Below are 17,558 nucleotides of genomic sequence, written 5' to 3'. Positions count from 1 at the left end.
TCAGTAAAACCATGAATCCATCTGACATCATTCGCGGGTTCGGTCGTCCGGTTGCTTATTACCCGGCACTGGCCGAACACCTCGGCGGCGTTAGCGCCACAGTTCTTTTTTGCCAGATGACCTACTGGATGGACAAGCTCACCTCTGATCTGGGTGTGCATAAAACCTCAGAGGAAATTCAGGATGAAACCGGGCTGAGTTACGAAGAGCAGCTGACGGCCCGGAAAAAGCTTAAGCGTCTGGGGGTTTTGGTAGAGACACATAAGCGATTGGAGCACCGGATTTACTTCAAAGTTAACTTTGAGCGAGTGGATCAGGTACTAACACAAGCCATTGATAAATCACCAAATGGGCAAAACCCATTTCGGGGAATGGGCAAAGCCCAGGTCGGTAACGAGGGAATCCCTTGTTCGGGAACTGGGGAAAGCCCAGCCCGCGGGGAAGGCAAAACCCATTTCGATCCTACAGAGATTACTACAGAGACTACTACAGAGAATAAAAACACTTCTTGTCCGGACGCTTCGCTGTCGGACGAACAACTGACCAAAGAGGCGTTTTTAAATCGTCATCCAGAAGCCGTGGTTGCACATGCAGGAAAACGGCAGTGGGGAAGCAAGGAAGATCTGACCTGCGCCCAGTGGATGTGGAACCGCATCGTCAAACTGTATGAAAAAGCCGCTGAGACAGACGGGGAACTGGTGCGCCCCAAAGAGCCTAACTGGGCTGCATGGTCCAACGAAATTCGTCTGATGTGTGCCCTTGATGGCAGAACACATAAGCAAATTTGCGAAATGTTTTCGCGTGTACAGCGTGATCCGTTCTGGTGCCGGAACGTGATGTCACCGTCAAAACTGCGCGAAAAATGGGATGACTTAATTCTACGGCTGCCATCGCCAGGGGCGGCTCAGAATCAGGCTGGTGGCCGGGATATCAATCGTATCTCCCGTCCTGACAGCTCCGTTCCGCCAGGATTCAGGGGGTAAGCATGCAAAACGCAGGTTCCATTCTCGATCGCCTTCGCCGCGTCATTCCGCCGGGCGTAGAACCCAAATTCAAGAGCGCCGCTGAGCTGATGGCCTGGCAGCGCGAGGAAGGTCTAAAACGTGCCGCTGAGGTAGACAAACTCAACCAGCAGGCACGTGCTGAGAAAATTTTCGGGCGATCCGGGATCCAGAACCTGCACCGCAGCTGCAGCTTCGCGAATTACACGGTGAACGGCGATGGCCAGCGCCATGCCCTGAGTATGGCAAAGAGCTATGCGCAAAATTTTGGCACCGGCTTTGCGAGTTTCGTTTTCACCGGAAAGCCGGGCACTGGCAAAAACCACCTGTCAGCAGCCATTGGAAATTATCTGCTGAAACAGGGGAGAACGGTTCTGATTGTGACGGTGCCGGATCTGACCCTGCGCGCCCGGGCCTGCTATGACGAAGGGCATTCTGAAGCCGCGCTGCTGGATGACCTCTGCAAAGTTGATCTGCTGGTGCTCGACGAAGTCGGCATTCAGCGCGACAGCCGCGGCGAGAAAGTTTTATTGAACCAGATTATCGATCGCCGGCTGGCCGCTATGCGCCCGGTTGGCGTGCTGACCAACCTGAATTACGACGAGCTGGTAGATACCCTGGGCGAAAGGGTTGTTGATCGCCTGCGCATGGATAACGGCATTTGGGTGAACTTTGACTGGGAGAGCTATCGCGGAAACGTTAGCCACCTTAGACCTGTTAAGTAAATTTAGAGGAGAAAATTATGGAATCTGTAGTCGACGCATTGAAAGCCATGGGTAAAGCAACCTATCACGAAGTAGCAGCACGCCTGGATATTGAACCCGTAGAGGCTCTGAAAATGTTGCGCGAGCACAAGGAAGAGGGGTTGTGCGATTTCTTCGATGGAGCCTGGTCGGTTGGTACCGCGAAAGAGCAGAAGCCGAAGCGTATCAGAGCAAAGCAGCCATCGCAGCTGGTGGAGAGGGTATTGTCAGCTATGCAGGGGCAGGGGGCTATGAGTGCCAACCAGGTTGCAGAAAAACTGGGTAAAGGTTCGCGAGCTCTGAATGCCTCGCTGGGTGCGATGTGCAAGGACGGTCTGGTCCTGCGCCATGTGGACGGGAAAAATATCACCTGGAGCCTGGCGGGTGAACCGGAAGTTCAGCCAGAACTGCAGGAGCCTTCAGTACCGGACGTCAAGTTATCGTCAGTGCCAGACAGCACAACCCTAGAAGAAATTATTGGGGAAATCCCAACTTTCGCCAGCCGTCCGGATGATCTGATTATTCCGTCACCGCGTTATATCTCAACTGAAATCCGCCGCACGAAAGCGAAGCTGGCATGCCTGCAGCGTCTGCAGGGGGCCGTTCGCGAGCTGCGCCGCCACAAACATCTGCTGCAGGGGATGGGAAATGACTGATTTACCGAAATGCCCTAAATGCGGCATGGCCCCTTCACTGAGGGTTCGCAGCCGGGGGATGAACTGGGGTTCGGCAGAAGTACGCTGTTCAAACGGTTGTCCGGGCATACGCGCGGGATTTTCGTTCCCGCCTGATGGAGAGGCTGCAGCTCGGTATTTGCTTCAAGAAAAATGGAAAGAGTTAGTGGAGTCAAAGTGAGCAACATCGACAAACGCGCATTACGTGAAGCGGCGGCGAATGCAAAAATCGCTGGAGAGGCTCCAGTTATGCCATTCGACCAGCGAATCACTGCGCTGAACGACTTTATGAAATATTGTACCTATGCCAGTTATCGCTGAGGTGGTGATGCGTGAGCAGCCGGAGTAGTTGCGAGGTTATTTTTTGGAGAGGTTGAAATTTTACCGAGAAGCGTCAATAACTTTACCTAAGCCATCGGATCCTCGTTATGTTGAGATGGCAGAACAAAATTCAAAATAGCTCATTAGGAGGTGGGAATGGAAAATAGCATGAGCATCGCAAGGATTCTTGAAAGAGAAAGAGAGCTTGAGGATCTAGTTAAGGTATGCCTTGATGAGCTTGAGGTGATAGACATCCATGGTCAGGTTTATTCAATTCCTCTTTCCCGCCTAACGAACGCAGAGCAAGTGGTACATTGGGTATGGAAACTTGCTGAGAGAGGTGATTTCGCCATGGATGTTGTTCGTAAATTCACTGAAGTCGCGTCCCATTATGTGGGGTTTGACGCTAAAAAGTAAATCGCTGAGGACGGATTTCATAGCTATACACATGTTTTACATTCCGCTCGCATCTTATCCAAATTTTTGTCGTTATAATGATTTTTACAGACGAACAACGTGTGAGGTCCGGGATTTATGACTTGTGAAGTTTGTGACAAACAACCCCTTGGACGAAGGGATCCTCCTCTTGCATGCATGGTCTTGCAAGGCAATAAATCCGTTAACTTCAGCTATCATGGACGCGAAGCAAACGAGCGTTATTACAAGTGCTCAGAATGCGGTCATGAGTGGATGAGAGAGACAGGAAACTGCGGTGAAGGCTGGATCCCTTAACTATATTTGTCGTTATTCACAAAGTGATTTCTGAAATCATCCCACCAAAATTGAGTCATCGGAGCATGAACAACTCCGGTGACTTCTGCGCATTTAAGGGGGCTTAAATGCGACAACTATCTGAACTCCTCACCTTGTCACCGATGCAGAAATGCACTGGTCATTTTGTGCATTCTGCGGTTTTCGTCAAGGAGGCCGTATGGCCCTGCCTGTAGACGGCATCAAACTCCATCGCGGTAACTTCGTCGTTATCGGCAAGCATATCCACAGCCACTACTGGATGCCGGGTAATGCTTCCGCCTGCATGTGAAGCCGTGGCGAGAGAAGCGCAGCCTGGCTCAGAACGCGTTCAGCCACTTGTAGTTCACGAAAGTCAGCTAACCGAAGCAAGGCCTTCTCTAGGCAGGGTATGTCAAGGAAGCGATGAAGCACACCTATCTCGGCAACGAAAGCAAAGACTGGGGAGACGTCGTGTCCGGCGAGGTTACTGCCGTGCAAACCCTGCGCCATACGTCCGAGCTGGAAGCCGGCGAGATTAACATCTTCCTGTGCAAAGTCGAAGCCAGGGCGATGAGCATCGGCTGCTATCTGACTATCCCCCAATATTGCAAGTACCAGCGGTTGCGCGATAGGCATGAGGTAAAAACGTAAACCTGATGGAGCTGTTATCAGGGACCGTCTGGCTGGTGGTTTTAATCGTGCTGGTGGTGCTGACTGCGAGAAGAATTGATTATTTATTAATCACTTACCCACTTCGGCGGGTTTTTTGCGCCCAAATTCTTGACCCTCGTTTTTTTGGTGTTACTGTATAAATATACAGTTAATTAACAGGGGTGGTTATCATGGGTTTTCCATCACCAGCAGCAGACTACGCAGAACAGACGCTCACTATTACCAGCCTTTGCGGTTACGACGATAACTGCCGAACCATAGAAACTTCATTCGGGCACGCGATCATAAACGTCGCCATGAAACCGGAAATGGGTGACACGGTTCTGATTTCTTTCTGCGGAAGTCTGGAGTACGCGAAACTCCATGGGAAAGCGCTGATTACCCTGGACGACGAGGCTATTGAGGGCGATGTGCTGGATGATGTGACCGTAATGGGTGTGGTAACGCACCTCCTAAATCGTGTGAAAGATGCAGACGACAGGCCGGTGATTTAGCAGAACGTGCATGATTCCTGTGTCTCAAATCCGATCGGTTAGCGGAACCTTTAATTAAATCAGTAGACAGGGAGATAAAGGACCGCCCCCGTCAGGGGAAACCATTTTTAGGGATGTGCCCATGAAATTAAACGAATTTGCCGCTGGTTTAACCAAAGATGGATTGCTAGTTTTAAATCTATCGGATGGTCAAATAACTGATTACCTCGTCACCAATAACGCCTTACGTACTCTGATACGCCGGGAAGGTAATCGAATTTCTGCGCGCATCCTCAGTGATGATGAGCGGGTAATAAACCTAAACTCCCTGCCAGAAGCGCTTAAGGTTCTCAAGACGTAAGTGTTGATTTATAATAATCAAACGGGCTGAACACCCTCTGATTACTGCGCCAACCTGAGGAATCAAAATGGCGCAGAGCATTACCATATATCACTCACACCGCCCCGTCGTGCACGATGTTTCTGCTTATGCTGGTGGTCCAGCATGAAGAAAGCAGATAGCCTCCATCTTTCACGTGTGGCCGCGCTGGGCTGCATCGTGTGCAGAAACCAGAACCTGGGCGAGACGCCCGCGGAAATTCACCATATCCGAACCGGGCAGGGCACAAGCCAGCGCGCTGACCATCGAAAATCAATTCCCCTGTGCCATATGCATCATCGCAACGGCGGTTATGGTGTGGCGATTCATGCTGGCCGTAAGCAATGGGAGAAAAACTTCGGTACCGAGTTGCAGCTGCTGGAGCAGGTCCAGTTAGAGCTGGGGGTGTTCTATGCCTAAATACCTCATCATTCCTGTCGGAAAACCCCGCATGACCCGCGCTGATAAGTGGAAGCAGCGCCCGCCGGTTATGCGTTATCGCATATTTTGCGATGAAGCGCGTCTTCATGGAATCCAGCTACCGGAGAACGGCGCCCATATCACTTTCGTTTTGCCGATGCCGCAGAGCTGGAGCAAGAAAAAACGCGCAGCTATGGACGGCCAGCCCCACCAGCAAAAGCCAGATCTGGACAACTTAACAAAATCTCTGTTGGACGCCTTGTTTGAGGATGATTCCCACATTTGGGACGCCCGGACATCAAAAGTATGGGGCGAAACCGGAATGATAATTATCGAGGACATAAAATGAAGCTGGAAAGTTTACCGAAGTATTTCTCACCAAAATCGATGTTACCCGGTGCTGTTCCCTGCGGAAAAACAGCTGATACTTTGACCATCACAGATGTAATGGCTTCACTTGGTCTGCTTACATCAAAAGCTGCAATAGGTATTGAGCTTTATCTGGCAAAAGCCGGGGTTATGTCGTCGGATAATATCATCGCCTACATTCATCAGTTGGCTGTGCAGCGGGCAGAAAGGCACGCACCATTGCGTAAAATGTCAGAAGGGAACAGGGTTGCATTCCTCCAGACGCTGGCAAAGTATGTTTTCCGCGATTATTCGCTGAGTGCGGCCAGCCTGATCATGTGCAGCAGCTGCGCCGGAGAGAAGTTCATAACGGCAGAGGTATTCACGAATAAAGTTACATATCCGGACGGCAAACCACCAAAATGGGTCAGAGACACAAAAGGTATTTTGCCTTCAGATTGGGAGGTGTGGAAAGAGGTACGCGAACAGGTTCGTATTGTGTGTAAGACCTGCTCCGGAAAAGGGCATGTTAAAAACGAGTGCCGTTGTCGAGGTCGCGGTGAGGTATTGGATAAGAAGAAAACAGAGCTGCAGGGTGTACCGGTCTATAAAAAATGCCCGCGCTGCTCCGGTAGAGGATATCCACGCCTGAAAGATACCGAGGTATTTAAAGCCTTGGGAGTCACCGAATCCACGTGGCGCCGCAACTATAAACTCTTCTTTGATCGTCTGGTTGAGCACTGCTACATAGAGGAATCCTTTGCTGAAAAAGTGCTCGGCCAGGTAACACATTAACAGGTTGGGCCAAACCCGCCTGAGGGTACGTTTAATTTCGGGGGGTTGCAAAACTGGCGGAAAATGGTTAATCTCTTTCCAACGCTGGGATATTACGCCCATGACGTTACAATATTCTAAACCTCGCTTCGGCGGGGTTTTTTGCTATGATGCCTACGCAACCAAGGAGGCTTCATGGATTGGCAAGGTGTACCTTTCACATATGAAAAATCAACTGGTGTGTTCACGCTGGCTATAGAAAAGCTCCCGCCAATTGAGATTAATTCTGCTTTCCCTATCGAAACCCTGATCACTGCCATCGCAGGTGTATTGGCAGCTGCAATTACAGGCTGGGTCGCATATCGAGCGATTGAACAGAACTTTGCACTGGCAAGATTGCAAACGCAGTTAAATGCCAATAAGGAATTGGCACAGCTAATCAGAACCGCAGGCGCGGAAGTAGTGACGGATGTAATAATGTTAGCTACAACGTTTGAACAATGGCATTTGATAGGTAAAAAAGATGTTTCATTGTTGTCTAAAGGAATTTTTCCCGATGAGATACAGACACCAATGAAATCAGCTGAGATTAGTAAAAATAAATTCCTTCTGTTGATTAGTCCTGATGAACAAGGTTGTAAGCTTGTTGGTCTAACAGCAAACTTACAGCAGGCTTTAACTAAGTGTTTTTTAAAAGGATACTTTACGCCTGAAGAAAAAAAGGAATTCGTAGATGCTCAAAACGCTTTTATATTTGGATGCCACGAATATATCAATCTAAGGTTATCGTAAAAAATTATCATACCAATCAAGGCTGCCAACTGGCGGCCTTTTTTATTTCCCCTCAAATTTTCTGAGAGGATCCACAGCAATAAGAGGGGGTAAAATGTCCGCAGAACCAATAACTGCAACGGTAACGGCGGGCGTGGCTGCTGGTACAACCGGAATCACCTTCGCCACGCTTTTTCCAGAGGCTACGCCAGCAGTGATGGTCTGCTCCCTCGCAGGGGCGGCGCTGTATATCCTCAGCTCTGAGGACCATAAAATCTGGAAGCAGATTCTTTTTGCGCTCATTTCGTTTATCGGTGGCATTTACTGTGCCGGTACAGCCTCAGAAATTATCGCCGCCCTTATCAACGCCGGACTGAATCAGCTTAGCCCGCCAGTCACTATCAAGGTATCGCCCGCGATTGGCGCACTGGCGGCTTCAACGGTTTCCGTGACAATTCTGCTGCGCATTCTTGCCCGCTCAAAATCAGGCAATCTGCCCGGCGTGAAGGGGGAAGAATGACGTGGCTGCTGCTGAACTTTCCATGGCTGTTGCTTCACCTCAATGCACTGGCCTGCATCATGATTTCGTTCCGCCTGATGTTTTTCCGTAAGCGCAGTATGCGGCGGCGCCGGTTAATGGAACTTCTGGCCTATGGGCTGATTCTGGCTCCTGCGTACACGGCTTTCCGCATCTGGCACGGCGATTATGTGCAGGTCGATTACGGTGAAATCCTCATTAACGTTGTTGTCTGCGTGGCTGTCTGGCGTGCGGGCGGCAATATCACTCGTATTACTGGAGAGAGCACAACTTGAACCAAACACAATTTCAAAAGGCGGCTGGTATCAGCGGCGGGCTAGCCGCGCGCTGGTTTCATTACATCGATGCTGCAATGAAGGAATTCGGCATTACTGCCCCGCTCGATCTGGCCATGTTTATTGCACAAATGGGGCATGAGTCCTGCGGGTTTACCCGTCTGGTGGAAAACCTGAACTATGCGGCAGAAAACCTGGTACCTACGTTCGGCAAGCATCGCATTACTGCACAGCAGGCCGCCGCACTCGGCAGAACGGCAACGCAACCGGCAAATCAGAAAGCGATAGCCAATCTGGTTTATGGCGGTGAGTGGGGCAAAAAGAACCTGGGCAACCAGGTTGCTGGTGATGGCTGGAAATATCGCGGCCGAGGCCTTAAGCAAATCACCGGGCTTAGCAACTATCACAGCTGCGGCCAGGCTCTCAAAGTGGATCTGGTTTCGTATCCAGAACTACTGGAACGAGATGAATACGCTGCGCGCTCCGCCGCATGGTTCTACGTCTCGCACGGATGCCTGCACCATTCAGGCGATGTGGAGCGCGTCACGCTGCTTATCAATGGTGGCCGTAACGGTCTGGATAAACGCCGTGCGCTGTTTAACCTAGCAAAATCAGTGCTATTGTGAGGTCACAATGGGGTTTGAAACTTTAATTGGTATTGCTGCAGCTGTCATTGCCGCCATCGCTGGCGCTTTCGGCCTGGGCCATATTCGCGGCACAAGCAAAGCTGAAGCGAAAGCAGATCAGCAGCGCACCGAAGATAACGCAGCGGCAACGGTCACAGCAGCAGATCGCCGGGTAGAGACAACGAAAGAGGCCAGCAATGTACAGCAGACTGTTAACCACATGCCTGATGACGATGTTGATCGCGAGCTGCGTGACACGTGGAAGCGTCCCGGTGGTGGTTGATACCGCCTGTGACTGGGTAAAGCCAATCTACCTGACTGATCACGACATCGACGTTATGGACCGCCAGACGAAAAGAGACATCCTTGCGCATAACAAAGCGTGGCAAAAAAACTGTCCAAAAAAACAAAAAGCAAGTTCAAATTTATATCATCCTCATCATTAGATATGACGAACATTCTTCAAATAAATGGATAGTCATCACAGCAGACGCATATTTAAGATCCACTGTGACGCGAAATATTCAATTTATATGTTTTCTAGTTCATCATAGGCTTCAATGATAAGAGACCTGATTTTGATAAGGCATAATTCAATGAAAGGAATTACTTCATAATCATTACCATGAAATCTAATTTTTTTCTCTTCGGTAATTACTATGTTTAATGGTATTCCATTACCACTTCTTTGCAGATTTCCATTTTCAAAAGTAAAATCTTCTAGTTTGTGACCATTAACATAATTATTTTTAAAGAGGATGTTTGCAGAACTTCCTGCGCTAATTAAACCAAAACCATCCACGCTGACACTAAGGTCTTTAACAGAATTGTCTTCTCTTAAAGAGATTGGTTGTCTGTGTTTAACTTCATTTGTAAGGTTACACATCATTTCCAGCCATTTTTCACCAGTGTGGTAGTCCTGTATGGAAGTAAAGACCTTGTATAGCGGAGATGCGTTCGGCGGATTTACTTTTAAACTTTTAATAAAGAAATTATCAACGAAGATTTTCTTTCCGTAAGGGAAGTATATATTGGGGCGTTTGATCGTAGGGCTAGGTTCATTATATTTGTCGTAGGTGTCATTAGCGAGATACTCTAAGGAGCTTCGCAGGTTTTCCAAGATGGCTTTGACTTTTACAGGCTTTATGCTCTGTGTTTGTCTCATGATGTCAAGATTTTCTTCAACTTCTTGCAATAAGTCCAACGAACCTTCTCTAGACATACTGGCTTTTCCTCTTATTTATTTTTCGACATGTTATATCTAACAATGTTTTTGTTACATACCCCATTGTTCAAAATGTGAGACTAGTAATGCAAGTTACTAATGATGGTGTTCTGTATGCACCCGCCTGCGCAATTTCATCGCGGATAGACATTGCAATAACGACGCACCAGCGCCCCGACGTTCTGAAACGATCTCTCGAACAGTACATGAAGCATCTTCCCGCCGGCGCGCTGGTGGTTGTTATCGATGACGGTTCAAAGCCTGCAGCGATAGCGCCCGACGGCGTGCAGCTGCTCCGCCATGATGAATCACTCGGCATTGTTGCTTCGAAGAACGCCAGCCTGTCAGCCCTGATGGATGACGGGGGCGAGCATCTGTCTTTAGGGGATGATGGCGCTTGGCCATCGCCGTTACCTGCGCTGTTGTGATGGCCGTTCGCTAACGGCATCATCCGACTTTACTACAGGAGCCAGAGTTATCGGTGCTGGAAGAAAGAATAGGCTGTTGCGGCGGTGGGTGACATGCTGGCGTTTGGTATTGTCGCATAGTCATTCGCTGGTCATTGGCCATCTGGTGCACACCGTTTTCAAACAGACTGTGAAAATACCTGGTGGTGCCATAAGTGAATCAGGAGGTTACATGAAATCAAAAAATAATGTGGAGACCACTCATTATAAGTGGTCTATTAATCGGTCTGGGTTTATCAGCCTAACGGGCAGGACGTGGATGGACAAATTGATCAAATTCGTTGGCCTTCTCAGGGAAACCCCACGAACGTAGTTCATTAATTACAGCTTCACGTTCATTGGTTGGCAGTTTAGCTAGCATTAAACCAACGACCATTTTCAATTCGCCAATCTCGCGTTCAGCATCGGCAAGGCTTTTCAACGTACATTCAAGATTGAGATGAATTTCTTCGTTCATTTTATTTCCTTCACAGAGGTTTTCAGCCATTTCTCTGTATTAGGTTTCGGCAGTGTCCCACCACTGACGGGCTGAGGACTTACCTTAACCAGGGTTAATACAAAACAACATCCTGATATTCAAACAGTAACTGCCTTCGCGCGGTTTTTTATTGGCAGTCATACGGGTCCTCCCGTCGTGGGCGCCTACCACGGGGCGGCTGGCGCGCGGAAAACGGCTAGTTTTTGCGATCTAGGGTCATCATCATCATTTATGCAGGTCTTTGATTTGTTTAAAGGCCGTTTTCGCAAGATGTCGAATCGTTTAAAAAGTGTTCACCATCATGGACCAGGAAATCGCCGCATTAAAACTGAATATCAATCAGCTTGCCGGGATAACCGGCGTACACCGTCAGACGGTTGCCGCGAGGTTGAAAAATGTCGAACCTGCGCCAGGCAGCAACAGCAAATTAAAGCTCTATCTGGTTACAGACATTCTGACTGAACTGATGATCCCCACCGTGTCGACGAATATCGACGATATGGATCCATCCGACAGGCTCGCTCACTGGAAAGCAGAGAACGAGAGGCTGAAGTTTGAACAGGATACGGGGCAGTTAATACCTGCTGATGAAGTGGCGCGTGAATTCTCATTGATGGCGAAAGCCGTCGTCATGGTACTTGAAACTCTCCCTGACATACTCGAACGCGACTGCGCATTAACGCCGACTGCGGTTTCCCGCGTACAAAACGTTATCGATGACCTGCGCGACCAGATGGCGGAGAGGGTGAAGGACGCTGAAACAGAGGAGGAAGAGCCAGAGGAGGACTGATGGCAAAGCGGGCATCCGCCAGGGGCATCCGCCGCGATGTTTCCGGTATTTTACGTGCCCCGCGTCGTATGCCGGTGGCCGATGCGGTCGGTACATATATGCGCGTGCCGATGGGGGCAGGAAACTCCGTTCCATGGGAGCCGGATCTTGCTCCTTATGTGATAGAGCCGATGAATTGCCTGGCCTCGCGTGAATACGATGCGGTTGTGTTTGTTGGCCCGGCGCGAACGGGTAAAACCATCGGGCTGATTGACGGCTGGATTGTCTATAACATCGTCTGCGATCCGGCAGATATGCTCGTCATTCAGGTATCAGAGGAAAAGGCCCGCGAGCATTCAAAAAAACGTCTGGACCGTACTTTTCGCTGCAGCCCTGAAGTTAAAAACCGGTTAAGTCCGAGGCGTAACGATAATAACGTCTACGATCGTACATTCCGCGCCGGTAACTATCTGAAGCTCGGCTGGCCATCCGTCAATATCATGTCGTCCTCTGACTATAAAAGTGTGGCGCTGACGGATTACGACCGTTTTCCTGAAGATATCGACGGGGAGGGCGACGCTTTTTCACTGGCGTCGAAACGTACCACGACATTTATGTCCTCCGGAATGACGCTGGTTGAGAGTTCACCCGGCAGGGATATCAGAGACACAAAATGGCGACGAACCACGCCTCATGAAGCCCCTCCAACTACCGGAATTTTATCACTCTATAACCGTGGCGACCGCCGCCGCCTTTACTGGCCATGCCCGCATTGTGGGGAGTATTTCCAGCCGGAAATGGACAATATGACCGGGTACCGCGACAGCAGCGATCCCGTGCTGGCCAGTGAAGCTGCGTTTCTACAGTGCCCGGCCTGTAAAGGCAGGATCACACCGGACATGAAGCGTGCGCTGAACATGAAATGTGTCTGGCTGAGGGATGGGCAAAGTATCGACCGTAACGGTCAGGTAAGTGGTGATGGCCGTCGTTCCCGTATTGCCTCCTTCTGGATGGAAGGTCCGGCAGCTGCATACCAGACCTGGGCGCAGCTTATTTATAAGTACCTGACCGCCGAGCAGGAATACGAATCCACGCGCAGCGAAGAAACCCTGAAAACGGTGATCAACACCGATTTCGGCAGACCCTATCTGCCGCGGGCAAGCCTGGAGCAGCGTAAAAGTGAATTGCTCGAGCAGCGTGCCGAGGATGTTCCAAAACGTTCGGTACCGGACGGCGTGCAGTTTCTCACCGCGACCGTGGACGTGCAGGCCGGGCGCGACCGGCGATTTGTCGTGCAGGTTACGGGTTACGGAAGTATGGGTGAGCGATGGATAGTTGACCGTTACAACATACGGTATTCGCTGCGCTGTGACGGCAACGGGGAAAGCATACAGGTTGATCCGGCAAGCTATCCGGAGGACTGGGATCTTTTGCTCACTGACGTCTTTGAGAAAACGTGGCCTCTGGCATCTGACCCGTCAAAGGGCATGCGGCTTATGTCGATGGCCGTGGACTCCGGGGGCGAGGACGGTGTGACGGATAATGCATACAAGTTCTGGCGCAGATGCCGCCGGGAGGGGCTGGGTAAGCGTATCTATCTCTTCAAAGGTGACAGTGTTCGTCGCAGCAAACTTATCCAGCGAACGTTTCCCGACAACACCGGCAGGTCAACACGCCGCGCACAGGCGACCGGGGATGTGCCTCTTTATCTTCTCCAAACCGATGCCCTTAAAGACCGGGTGAACAATGCGCTGTGGCGTGATTCACCCGGCCCTGGCTATGTGCATTTCCCCGCCTGGCTGGGCAGCTGGTTCTATGACGAACTGACATATGAGGAACGCTCGAATGAAGGGAAGTGGAGTAAGCCCGGCCGGGGCGCAAATGAAGCATTTGACCTGCTCGTTTATGCCGATGCGCTCGCCATCCTTAGTGGATACGAAAAAATTAAATGGCCGTCAGCTCCTGAGTGGGCACGGCGGGAAACGTGGATCGAGGACACGCAGACGGAAACTGGCGAAGTGCCATCCCCGTCGCCTGCGCCGAAATCTAAATCAAAACCAAAACGTGAGAAGCCCGTAACTGAACAGGCTAATCCGTGGTCTTCGTCAGGAGGTTGGGTGTGAGTCCAGCTGATATTCAAAACATGATCGACCGCTACGCTGCTGCAGAGCTGTCTGTTCTGGAAGGGAAATCAATCACTTTCAACGGGCAGCAGATGACGCTCGAAAACCTGTCGGAAATCAGAAAAGGCCGTCAGGAATGGGAGCGACGACTGGCAACGCTCAATAACAAACGCCGCGGGCGACCCGGCTACAGGCTGGCGAGGTTTGGATGAGTTTTTTAGATGATGCGATTGGCCTGTTTTCACCAGGCTGGAAAGCCTCACGCCTGCGTGCCCGTGCGGTTATTAAGGCGTATGAGGCGGTAAAGCAAACGCGTACCCACAAAGCCCAGAAGGAAAATCGCTCAGCCGATCAGCTCAGCCAGATGGGGGCGGTTTCACTGAGGCAGCAAGCGCGCTGGCTGGATAACAACCACGATCTGGTGATCGGCGTTTTCGACAAGCTGGAAGAAAGGGTGGTGGGTGCGAAGGGCATCATAGTTGAACCGCATCCGATGCTGAGTAACGGGAAGATCGCTAAAAAGCTTGCCACTGATATCCGCAGAAAGTGGGGCGAATGGTCCGTAAGGCCCGATGTCACAACCCAGTTTACCCGACCCATGCTTGAGCGTCTTATGCTGCGAACGTGGCTCAGGGACGGCGAGGTTTTTGCTCAGCTGGTTAGCGGTACCGGAAATGGGCTTCAGCCGGTCGCTGGCGTGCCGTTCTGGCTGGAAGCGCTGGAGCCTGATTTCGTGCCGATGAACAGTGATGCAGCCACCCAGCTTAATCAGGGCGTTTTTGTCGATAACTGGGGACGGCCCAAAAAATATCAGGTCTATAAAAGTCTGCCGGTGTCCGGGCGACAGTTCGATACGAAAGAGATAGATGCTGAGAACATGCTTCATCTCAAATTCACCCGCCGCCTGCACCAGACCCGCGGAACGTCTCTTTTGTCTGGTGTCCTGATGCGTCTGAGCGCGCTGAAAGAGTACGAGGACTCGGAGCTTACTGCAGCAAGAATTGCTGCGGCGCTCGGCATGTATATCAAAAAAGGCGACGGACAGAGTTTCGATTCAGATTCCAGCAGCGATGACCGCGAGCTGATGATTCAGCCAGGGATGCTGTATGACGAACTGCAGGCCGGGGAAGAAATCGGGATGATTAAATCCGATCGCCCGAACCCTAACCTCGAATCGTTTCGTAATGGACAGCTGCGGGCGGTATCTGCGGGCAGTCGCCTCAGTTTTTCCAGTACATCCAGAAACTACAACGGCACATACAGTGCCCAGCGGCAGGAGCTTGTCGAGTCAACAGACGGATATCTGATTCTGCAGGACTGGTTCATCGGTTCAGTGACCCGGCCAATGTACCGGGCCTGGCTGAAGATGGCTATTGCTGCCGGAGAAATCAAGCTGCCGAGAGGCATCGATATGGACACGCTGTATAACGCGGTTTATTCGGGACCCGTTATGCCGTGGATTGATCCCGTTAAAGAAGCCAATGCCTGGAAAACGCAAATCCGCGGCGGTGCGGCCACCGAGTCCGACTGGATCCGTGCCAGCGGTCGCAACCCGGATGATGTCAAGTCACGCCGTAAAGCGGAGGTTGACGAGAACCGTGAACAGGGCCTGGTGTTTGACACCGACCCCGCCAATGATAAAGGAGGCACCAGTGCCGAAGCCAAAGAACCGGGCGCGCTACCGTCCGAAAGCCAGCGCAAAAAGTAATTCGTGGTTCCGCATGCAGGCCAGCAATAACAGCGAGGCCGACATTTTTATTTATGACGAAATCGGGTACTGGGGCGTAACGGCGAAACAGTTCGTCAATGATCTCCGGGCGCTTGGTGACATTACCCACATCAACCTTCACATCAACTCACCCGGTGGTGATGTCTTCGACGGTATTGCTATCTATAACGCGCTGAAGCACCACGGTGCGGCGATTACCGTTCATATCGACGGACTGGCGGCCTCCATGGCCTCGGTGATCGCGATGGTAGGCAATCCGGTCATCATGCCTGAAAACACGATGATGATGATCCATAAGCCATGGGGGTTTGCTGGTGGTGATGCGAGCGATATGCGCGACTATGCGGATCTTCTCGACAAGGTTGAATCCGTTCTTATCCCGGCTTACGCGCAAAAAACCGGGAAATCCACCGAAGAAATTGCGGCAATGTTGGAAGACGAAACCTGGATGAGCGGCAGCGAGTGCCTTGAACTGGGTTTTGCCGACCAGGTGACTCCATCCCTGCAGGCTATGGCCTGTATCCATTCAAAACGTATTGAGGAATTTGAAAAAATGCCAAAAAGCATTCGCAACATGATCACCCCGCCGCGCAATACTACCCAGCGTGACCCGGTTATTACCCAGCCTCAGACACCGCAGGCAAAAACTGACCCGGCGCCGGATGAAAATGCAATCCGCGCGCAGGTACTGGCTGAGCAGAAAGCCCGTGTTAACGCCATCGGTGATCTCTTTGCCATGTTCGGTAATAAACATACGGAACTGCAAAATCAGTGCGTGGCCGATCCTGATTGTTCCGTTGATAAGGCGAAAGATTTACTACTGGCAGAGCTCGGTAAAACGGCCACGCCATCCAACAAAACCACACAACCGCATATTCATGCGGGCAACGGTAATTTCGTTGCGGATGGTATTCGCCAGGCGCTGATGGCGCGTGCCGGTTTTGAAGGCCAGGAGCGGGATAACGTTTATAACGGTATGACGCTGCGCGAGTATGCGCGCATGGCCCTGACAGAAAAAGGTATCGGTGTATCCAGCTACAATCCGATGCAGATGGTTGGCCTGGCGCTGACGCACAGCACCTCTGACTTTGGCAATATTCTGCTCGACGTGGCGAACAAAGCGCTGCTTCAGGGCTGGGAAGAATCCCAGGAAACTTTCGAACTGTGGACCAAAAAAGGCCAGCTGTCAGACTTCAAAACGGCGCATCGTGTCGGTATGGGTGGTTTCCCTTCTCTGCGACAGGTTCGCGAGGGGGCGGAGTACAAGTACGTCACTACAAGTGATAAAGGCGAAACCATCGCGCTAGCCACTTATGGTGAAATTTTCTCTGTAACCCGCCAGGCGATCATTAACGACGATCTGAACCAGCTCACCGACGTGCCGATGAAGATGGGGCGTGCGGCGAAAGCAACGATTGGCGATCTGGTTTACGCCATCCTGACCAAAAACCCGAAACTCTCCGACGGCAAACCGCTGTTCCATGCCGATCACAAGAACCTGAGCGCGGGCGCAATTTCTGTGGCCAGCCTGGACGAAGCGCGCAAGCTGATGCGCCTGCAGAAGGAAGGTGAGCGTACCCTGAATATCCGCCCAGCCTACATGCTGGTGCCTGTAGCTCTGGAAACCCTGGCGAATCAGACTATCAAGTCGGCCAGTGTTAAAGGTGCTGATATTAATGCCGGCATCGTTAACCCGATCCAGAACTTTGCAGAGGTCATCGCTGAACCGCGTCTGGATGAAGCGGATGCGAAAGCCTGGTATCTGGCCGCCGCGAAGGGCACCGACACCATCGAGGTCGCTTATCTCAACGGTGTCGATACGCCTTACATCGATCAGCAGGAAGGCTTCACCACTGATGGTATCGCCACGAAAGTGCGTATTGATGCCGGTGTGGCGCCGCTGGACCATCGCGGCATGACCAAATCCACTGGTCAGTAAAAAACAGTCCTGACAAACAGATGCCCGTAAGGGCTTTTTTTATACCTGAAACCAGCCCCGCATGGGGCTGAATGGAGAAGT

Annotated in this window: 23 protein-coding genes and 3 pseudogenes; 24 read left to right on the top strand and 2 right to left on the bottom strand. The window is 51.1% G+C overall.

The annotated features are described in order from the left end of the window. Positions 1–11: 11 nt before the first annotated feature. From ACQG22_RS13095 to ACQG22_RS13010, 18 genes and pseudogenes are all read left to right on the top strand, one after another. Positions 12–983 carry a hypothetical protein gene (locus ACQG22_RS13095; protein WP_369706934.1) on the top strand — a complete coding sequence of 324 codons (972 nt, stop codon included), beginning with the start codon at positions 12–14 and terminating at the stop codon, positions 981–983. A gap of 2 nt (positions 984–985) precedes the next feature. Continuing rightward, positions 986–1,726: an ATP-binding protein gene (locus ACQG22_RS13090; RefSeq protein ID WP_369706935.1), complete on the top strand. Its 741-nt coding sequence runs from the start codon at positions 986–988 to the stop codon at positions 1,724–1,726. A gap of 17 nt (positions 1,727–1,743) precedes the next feature. Beyond that, positions 1,744–2,400: a DUF1627 domain-containing protein gene (locus tag ACQG22_RS13085; RefSeq protein WP_369706936.1), complete on the top strand. Its 657-nt coding sequence runs from the start codon at positions 1,744–1,746 to the stop codon at positions 2,398–2,400. Between the two features lie 195 nt (positions 2,401–2,595). Beyond that, positions 2,596–2,739, top strand: a complete 144-nt coding sequence (locus ACQG22_RS13080) for a hypothetical protein (RefSeq protein ID WP_369706957.1) — start codon at positions 2,596–2,598, stop codon at positions 2,737–2,739. Then, a pseudogene (locus ACQG22_RS13075) lies at positions 2,723–2,878 on the top strand (DNA polymerase III subunit theta); the annotation flags it as partial. The gene ACQG22_RS13080 and the pseudogene ACQG22_RS13075, both read left to right, overlap by 17 nt. Before the next feature lie 17 nt (positions 2,879–2,895). Beyond that, positions 2,896–3,156, top strand: coding sequence for a hypothetical protein (locus ACQG22_RS13070; protein ID WP_369706937.1), 261 nt, complete (start codon positions 2,896–2,898; stop codon positions 3,154–3,156). 514 nt (positions 3,157–3,670) lie between these two features. Further along, a pseudogene (locus ACQG22_RS13065) lies at positions 3,671–4,122 on the top strand (hypothetical protein). A 191-nt stretch (positions 4,123–4,313) separates the two neighbouring features. Then, positions 4,314–4,637, top strand: a complete 324-nt coding sequence (locus ACQG22_RS13060) for a hypothetical protein (RefSeq protein ID WP_369706938.1) — start codon at positions 4,314–4,316, stop codon at positions 4,635–4,637. Positions 4,638–4,758: 121 nt separating this feature from the next. Beyond that, positions 4,759–4,977 (top strand): hypothetical protein, encoded by a 219-nt coding sequence (locus ACQG22_RS13055; protein WP_248059199.1) that lies wholly within the window; start codon positions 4,759–4,761, stop codon positions 4,975–4,977. A gap of 144 nt (positions 4,978–5,121) precedes the next feature. Further along, positions 5,122–5,415, top strand: coding sequence for a Ref family recombination enhancement nuclease (locus ACQG22_RS13050; protein WP_013096305.1), 294 nt, complete (start codon positions 5,122–5,124; stop codon positions 5,413–5,415). Then, positions 5,408–5,764: a RusA family crossover junction endodeoxyribonuclease gene (locus ACQG22_RS13045; RefSeq protein WP_369706939.1), complete on the top strand. Its 357-nt coding sequence runs from the start codon at positions 5,408–5,410 to the stop codon at positions 5,762–5,764. The genes ACQG22_RS13050 and ACQG22_RS13045 overlap by 8 nt, the downstream gene beginning before the upstream one ends. Beyond that, on the top strand, positions 5,761–6,558 hold the full coding sequence (locus ACQG22_RS13040) for an antitermination protein (protein ID WP_369706940.1): 798 nt from the start codon (positions 5,761–5,763) through the stop codon (positions 6,556–6,558). The genes ACQG22_RS13045 and ACQG22_RS13040 overlap by 4 nt, the downstream gene beginning before the upstream one ends. A 174-nt stretch (positions 6,559–6,732) precedes the next feature. Continuing rightward, positions 6,733–7,329 carry a hypothetical protein gene (locus ACQG22_RS13035; RefSeq protein ID WP_193532662.1) on the top strand — a complete coding sequence of 199 codons (597 nt, stop codon included), beginning with the start codon at positions 6,733–6,735 and terminating at the stop codon, positions 7,327–7,329. 94 nt (positions 7,330–7,423) lie between these two features. After that, complete coding sequence (locus tag ACQG22_RS13030; RefSeq protein ID WP_150143449.1) at positions 7,424–7,828, top strand: putative holin; 405 nt, start codon at positions 7,424–7,426, stop codon at positions 7,826–7,828. After that, positions 7,825–8,121 carry a phage holin family protein gene (locus ACQG22_RS13025; RefSeq protein WP_369706941.1) on the top strand — a complete coding sequence of 99 codons (297 nt, stop codon included), beginning with the start codon at positions 7,825–7,827 and terminating at the stop codon, positions 8,119–8,121. Before ACQG22_RS13030 ends, ACQG22_RS13025 begins: the two co-directional genes overlap by 4 nt. Further along, on the top strand, positions 8,118–8,747 hold the full coding sequence (locus tag ACQG22_RS13020; RefSeq protein ID WP_369706942.1) for a glycoside hydrolase family 19 protein: 630 nt from the start codon (positions 8,118–8,120) through the stop codon (positions 8,745–8,747). Before ACQG22_RS13025 ends, ACQG22_RS13020 begins: the two co-directional genes overlap by 4 nt. Positions 8,748–8,754: 7 nt before the next feature. Next, positions 8,755–9,030, top strand: coding sequence for a hypothetical protein (locus tag ACQG22_RS13015; RefSeq protein ID WP_369706943.1), 276 nt, complete (start codon positions 8,755–8,757; stop codon positions 9,028–9,030). After that, positions 8,981–9,193 (top strand): hypothetical protein, encoded by a 213-nt coding sequence (locus tag ACQG22_RS13010; RefSeq protein WP_319851982.1) that lies wholly within the window; start codon positions 8,981–8,983, stop codon positions 9,191–9,193. The genes ACQG22_RS13015 and ACQG22_RS13010 overlap by 50 nt, the downstream gene beginning before the upstream one ends. A gap of 83 nt (positions 9,194–9,276) precedes the next feature. Here the strand turns inward: ACQG22_RS13010 and ACQG22_RS13005 are convergent, their stop codons facing one another. Then, positions 9,277–9,969, bottom strand: a complete 693-nt coding sequence (locus ACQG22_RS13005; protein WP_369706944.1) for a hypothetical protein — start codon at positions 9,967–9,969, stop codon at positions 9,277–9,279. A gap of 89 nt (positions 9,970–10,058) precedes the next feature. Between ACQG22_RS13005 and ACQG22_RS13000 the strand changes: the two are divergent. Then, positions 10,059–10,376 (top strand): annotated as a pseudogene (locus ACQG22_RS13000) (glycosyltransferase family 2 protein); the annotation flags it as partial. A 304-nt stretch (positions 10,377–10,680) separates the two neighbouring features. On the opposite strand, the gene ACQG22_RS12995 reads toward ACQG22_RS13000, so the two are convergent. After that, complete coding sequence (locus ACQG22_RS12995; protein ID WP_041689428.1) at positions 10,681–10,896, bottom strand: hypothetical protein; 216 nt, start codon at positions 10,894–10,896, stop codon at positions 10,681–10,683. A 322-nt stretch (positions 10,897–11,218) separates the two neighbouring features. Between ACQG22_RS12995 and ACQG22_RS12990 the strand changes: the two genes are divergently transcribed. From ACQG22_RS12990 to ACQG22_RS12970, 5 genes are read left to right on the top strand one after another with little or no spacing between them, the layout of a single operon-like run. After that, positions 11,219–11,707, top strand: coding sequence for a DUF1441 family protein (locus tag ACQG22_RS12990; protein ID WP_044158251.1), 489 nt, complete (start codon positions 11,219–11,221; stop codon positions 11,705–11,707). Then, entirely contained in the window at positions 11,707–13,809 is a 2,103-nt protein-coding gene (locus ACQG22_RS12985; RefSeq protein WP_369706945.1) for a phage terminase large subunit family protein, read from the top strand. Before ACQG22_RS12990 ends, ACQG22_RS12985 begins: the two co-directional genes overlap by 1 nt. A gap of 20 nt (positions 13,810–13,829) precedes the next feature. Beyond that, on the top strand, positions 13,830–14,021 hold the full coding sequence (locus tag ACQG22_RS12980; protein WP_072216036.1) for a hypothetical protein: 192 nt from the start codon (positions 13,830–13,832) through the stop codon (positions 14,019–14,021). Further along, positions 14,018–15,517, top strand: coding sequence for a phage portal protein (locus ACQG22_RS12975; RefSeq protein ID WP_369706946.1), 1,500 nt, complete (start codon positions 14,018–14,020; stop codon positions 15,515–15,517). Before ACQG22_RS12980 ends, ACQG22_RS12975 begins: the two co-directional genes overlap by 4 nt. Next, on the top strand, positions 15,462–17,477 hold the full coding sequence (locus ACQG22_RS12970) for a ClpP-like prohead protease/major capsid protein fusion protein (RefSeq protein WP_426711550.1): 2,016 nt from the start codon (positions 15,462–15,464) through the stop codon (positions 17,475–17,477). Before ACQG22_RS12975 ends, ACQG22_RS12970 begins: the two co-directional genes overlap by 56 nt. The last annotated feature ends 81 nt before the right edge of the window (positions 17,478–17,558 follow it).

Origin of the sequence: Enterobacter cloacae complex sp. 309I3 (assembly GCF_050031595.1) — a bacterium.
GTDB lineage: Bacteria > Pseudomonadota > Gammaproteobacteria > Enterobacterales > Enterobacteriaceae > Enterobacter > Enterobacter cloacae.
This window is presented reverse-complemented; position numbering and strand designations above follow the sequence as displayed.

Excerpts from the sequence above, each read along its gene's own strand:
- ACQG22_RS13045 (WP_369706939.1), top strand. The coding sequence starts at position 5,408 with ATGCCTAAATACCTCATCATTCCTGTCGGAAAACCCCGCATGACCCGC.
- ACQG22_RS13025 (WP_369706941.1), top strand. The coding sequence starts at position 7,825 with ATGACGTGGCTGCTGCTGAACTTTCCATGGCTGTTGCTTCACCTCAAT.
- ACQG22_RS12975 (WP_369706946.1), top strand. The coding sequence starts at position 14,018 with ATGAGTTTTTTAGATGATGCGATTGGCCTGTTTTCACCAGGCTGGAAA.
- ACQG22_RS13005 (WP_369706944.1), bottom strand. The coding sequence starts at position 9,969 with ATGTCTAGAGAAGGTTCGTTGGACTTATTGCAAGAAGTTGAAGAAAAT.
- ACQG22_RS13055 (WP_248059199.1), top strand. The coding sequence starts at position 4,759 with ATGAAATTAAACGAATTTGCCGCTGGTTTAACCAAAGATGGATTGCTA.
- ACQG22_RS12990 (WP_044158251.1), top strand. The coding sequence starts at position 11,219 with ATGGACCAGGAAATCGCCGCATTAAAACTGAATATCAATCAGCTTGCC.
- ACQG22_RS13015 (WP_369706943.1), top strand. The coding sequence starts at position 8,755 with ATGGGGTTTGAAACTTTAATTGGTATTGCTGCAGCTGTCATTGCCGCC.
- ACQG22_RS12995 (WP_041689428.1), bottom strand. The coding sequence starts at position 10,896 with ATGAACGAAGAAATTCATCTCAATCTTGAATGTACGTTGAAAAGCCTT.
- ACQG22_RS13010 (WP_319851982.1), top strand. The coding sequence starts at position 8,981 with ATGTTGATCGCGAGCTGCGTGACACGTGGAAGCGTCCCGGTGGTGGTT.
- ACQG22_RS13090 (WP_369706935.1), top strand. The coding sequence starts at position 986 with ATGCAAAACGCAGGTTCCATTCTCGATCGCCTTCGCCGCGTCATTCCG.
- ACQG22_RS12985 (WP_369706945.1), top strand. The coding sequence starts at position 11,707 with ATGGCAAAGCGGGCATCCGCCAGGGGCATCCGCCGCGATGTTTCCGGT.
- ACQG22_RS13035 (WP_193532662.1), top strand. The coding sequence starts at position 6,733 with ATGGATTGGCAAGGTGTACCTTTCACATATGAAAAATCAACTGGTGTG.
- ACQG22_RS13040 (WP_369706940.1), top strand. The coding sequence starts at position 5,761 with ATGAAGCTGGAAAGTTTACCGAAGTATTTCTCACCAAAATCGATGTTA.
- ACQG22_RS13085 (WP_369706936.1), top strand. The coding sequence starts at position 1,744 with ATGGAATCTGTAGTCGACGCATTGAAAGCCATGGGTAAAGCAACCTAT.
- ACQG22_RS13030 (WP_150143449.1), top strand. The coding sequence starts at position 7,424 with ATGTCCGCAGAACCAATAACTGCAACGGTAACGGCGGGCGTGGCTGCT.
- ACQG22_RS13060 (WP_369706938.1), top strand. The coding sequence starts at position 4,314 with ATGGGTTTTCCATCACCAGCAGCAGACTACGCAGAACAGACGCTCACT.
- ACQG22_RS13050 (WP_013096305.1), top strand. The coding sequence starts at position 5,122 with ATGAAGAAAGCAGATAGCCTCCATCTTTCACGTGTGGCCGCGCTGGGC.
- ACQG22_RS12980 (WP_072216036.1), top strand. The coding sequence starts at position 13,830 with ATGATCGACCGCTACGCTGCTGCAGAGCTGTCTGTTCTGGAAGGGAAA.
- ACQG22_RS13070 (WP_369706937.1), top strand. The coding sequence starts at position 2,896 with ATGGAAAATAGCATGAGCATCGCAAGGATTCTTGAAAGAGAAAGAGAG.
- ACQG22_RS13095 (WP_369706934.1), top strand. The coding sequence starts at position 12 with ATGAATCCATCTGACATCATTCGCGGGTTCGGTCGTCCGGTTGCTTAT.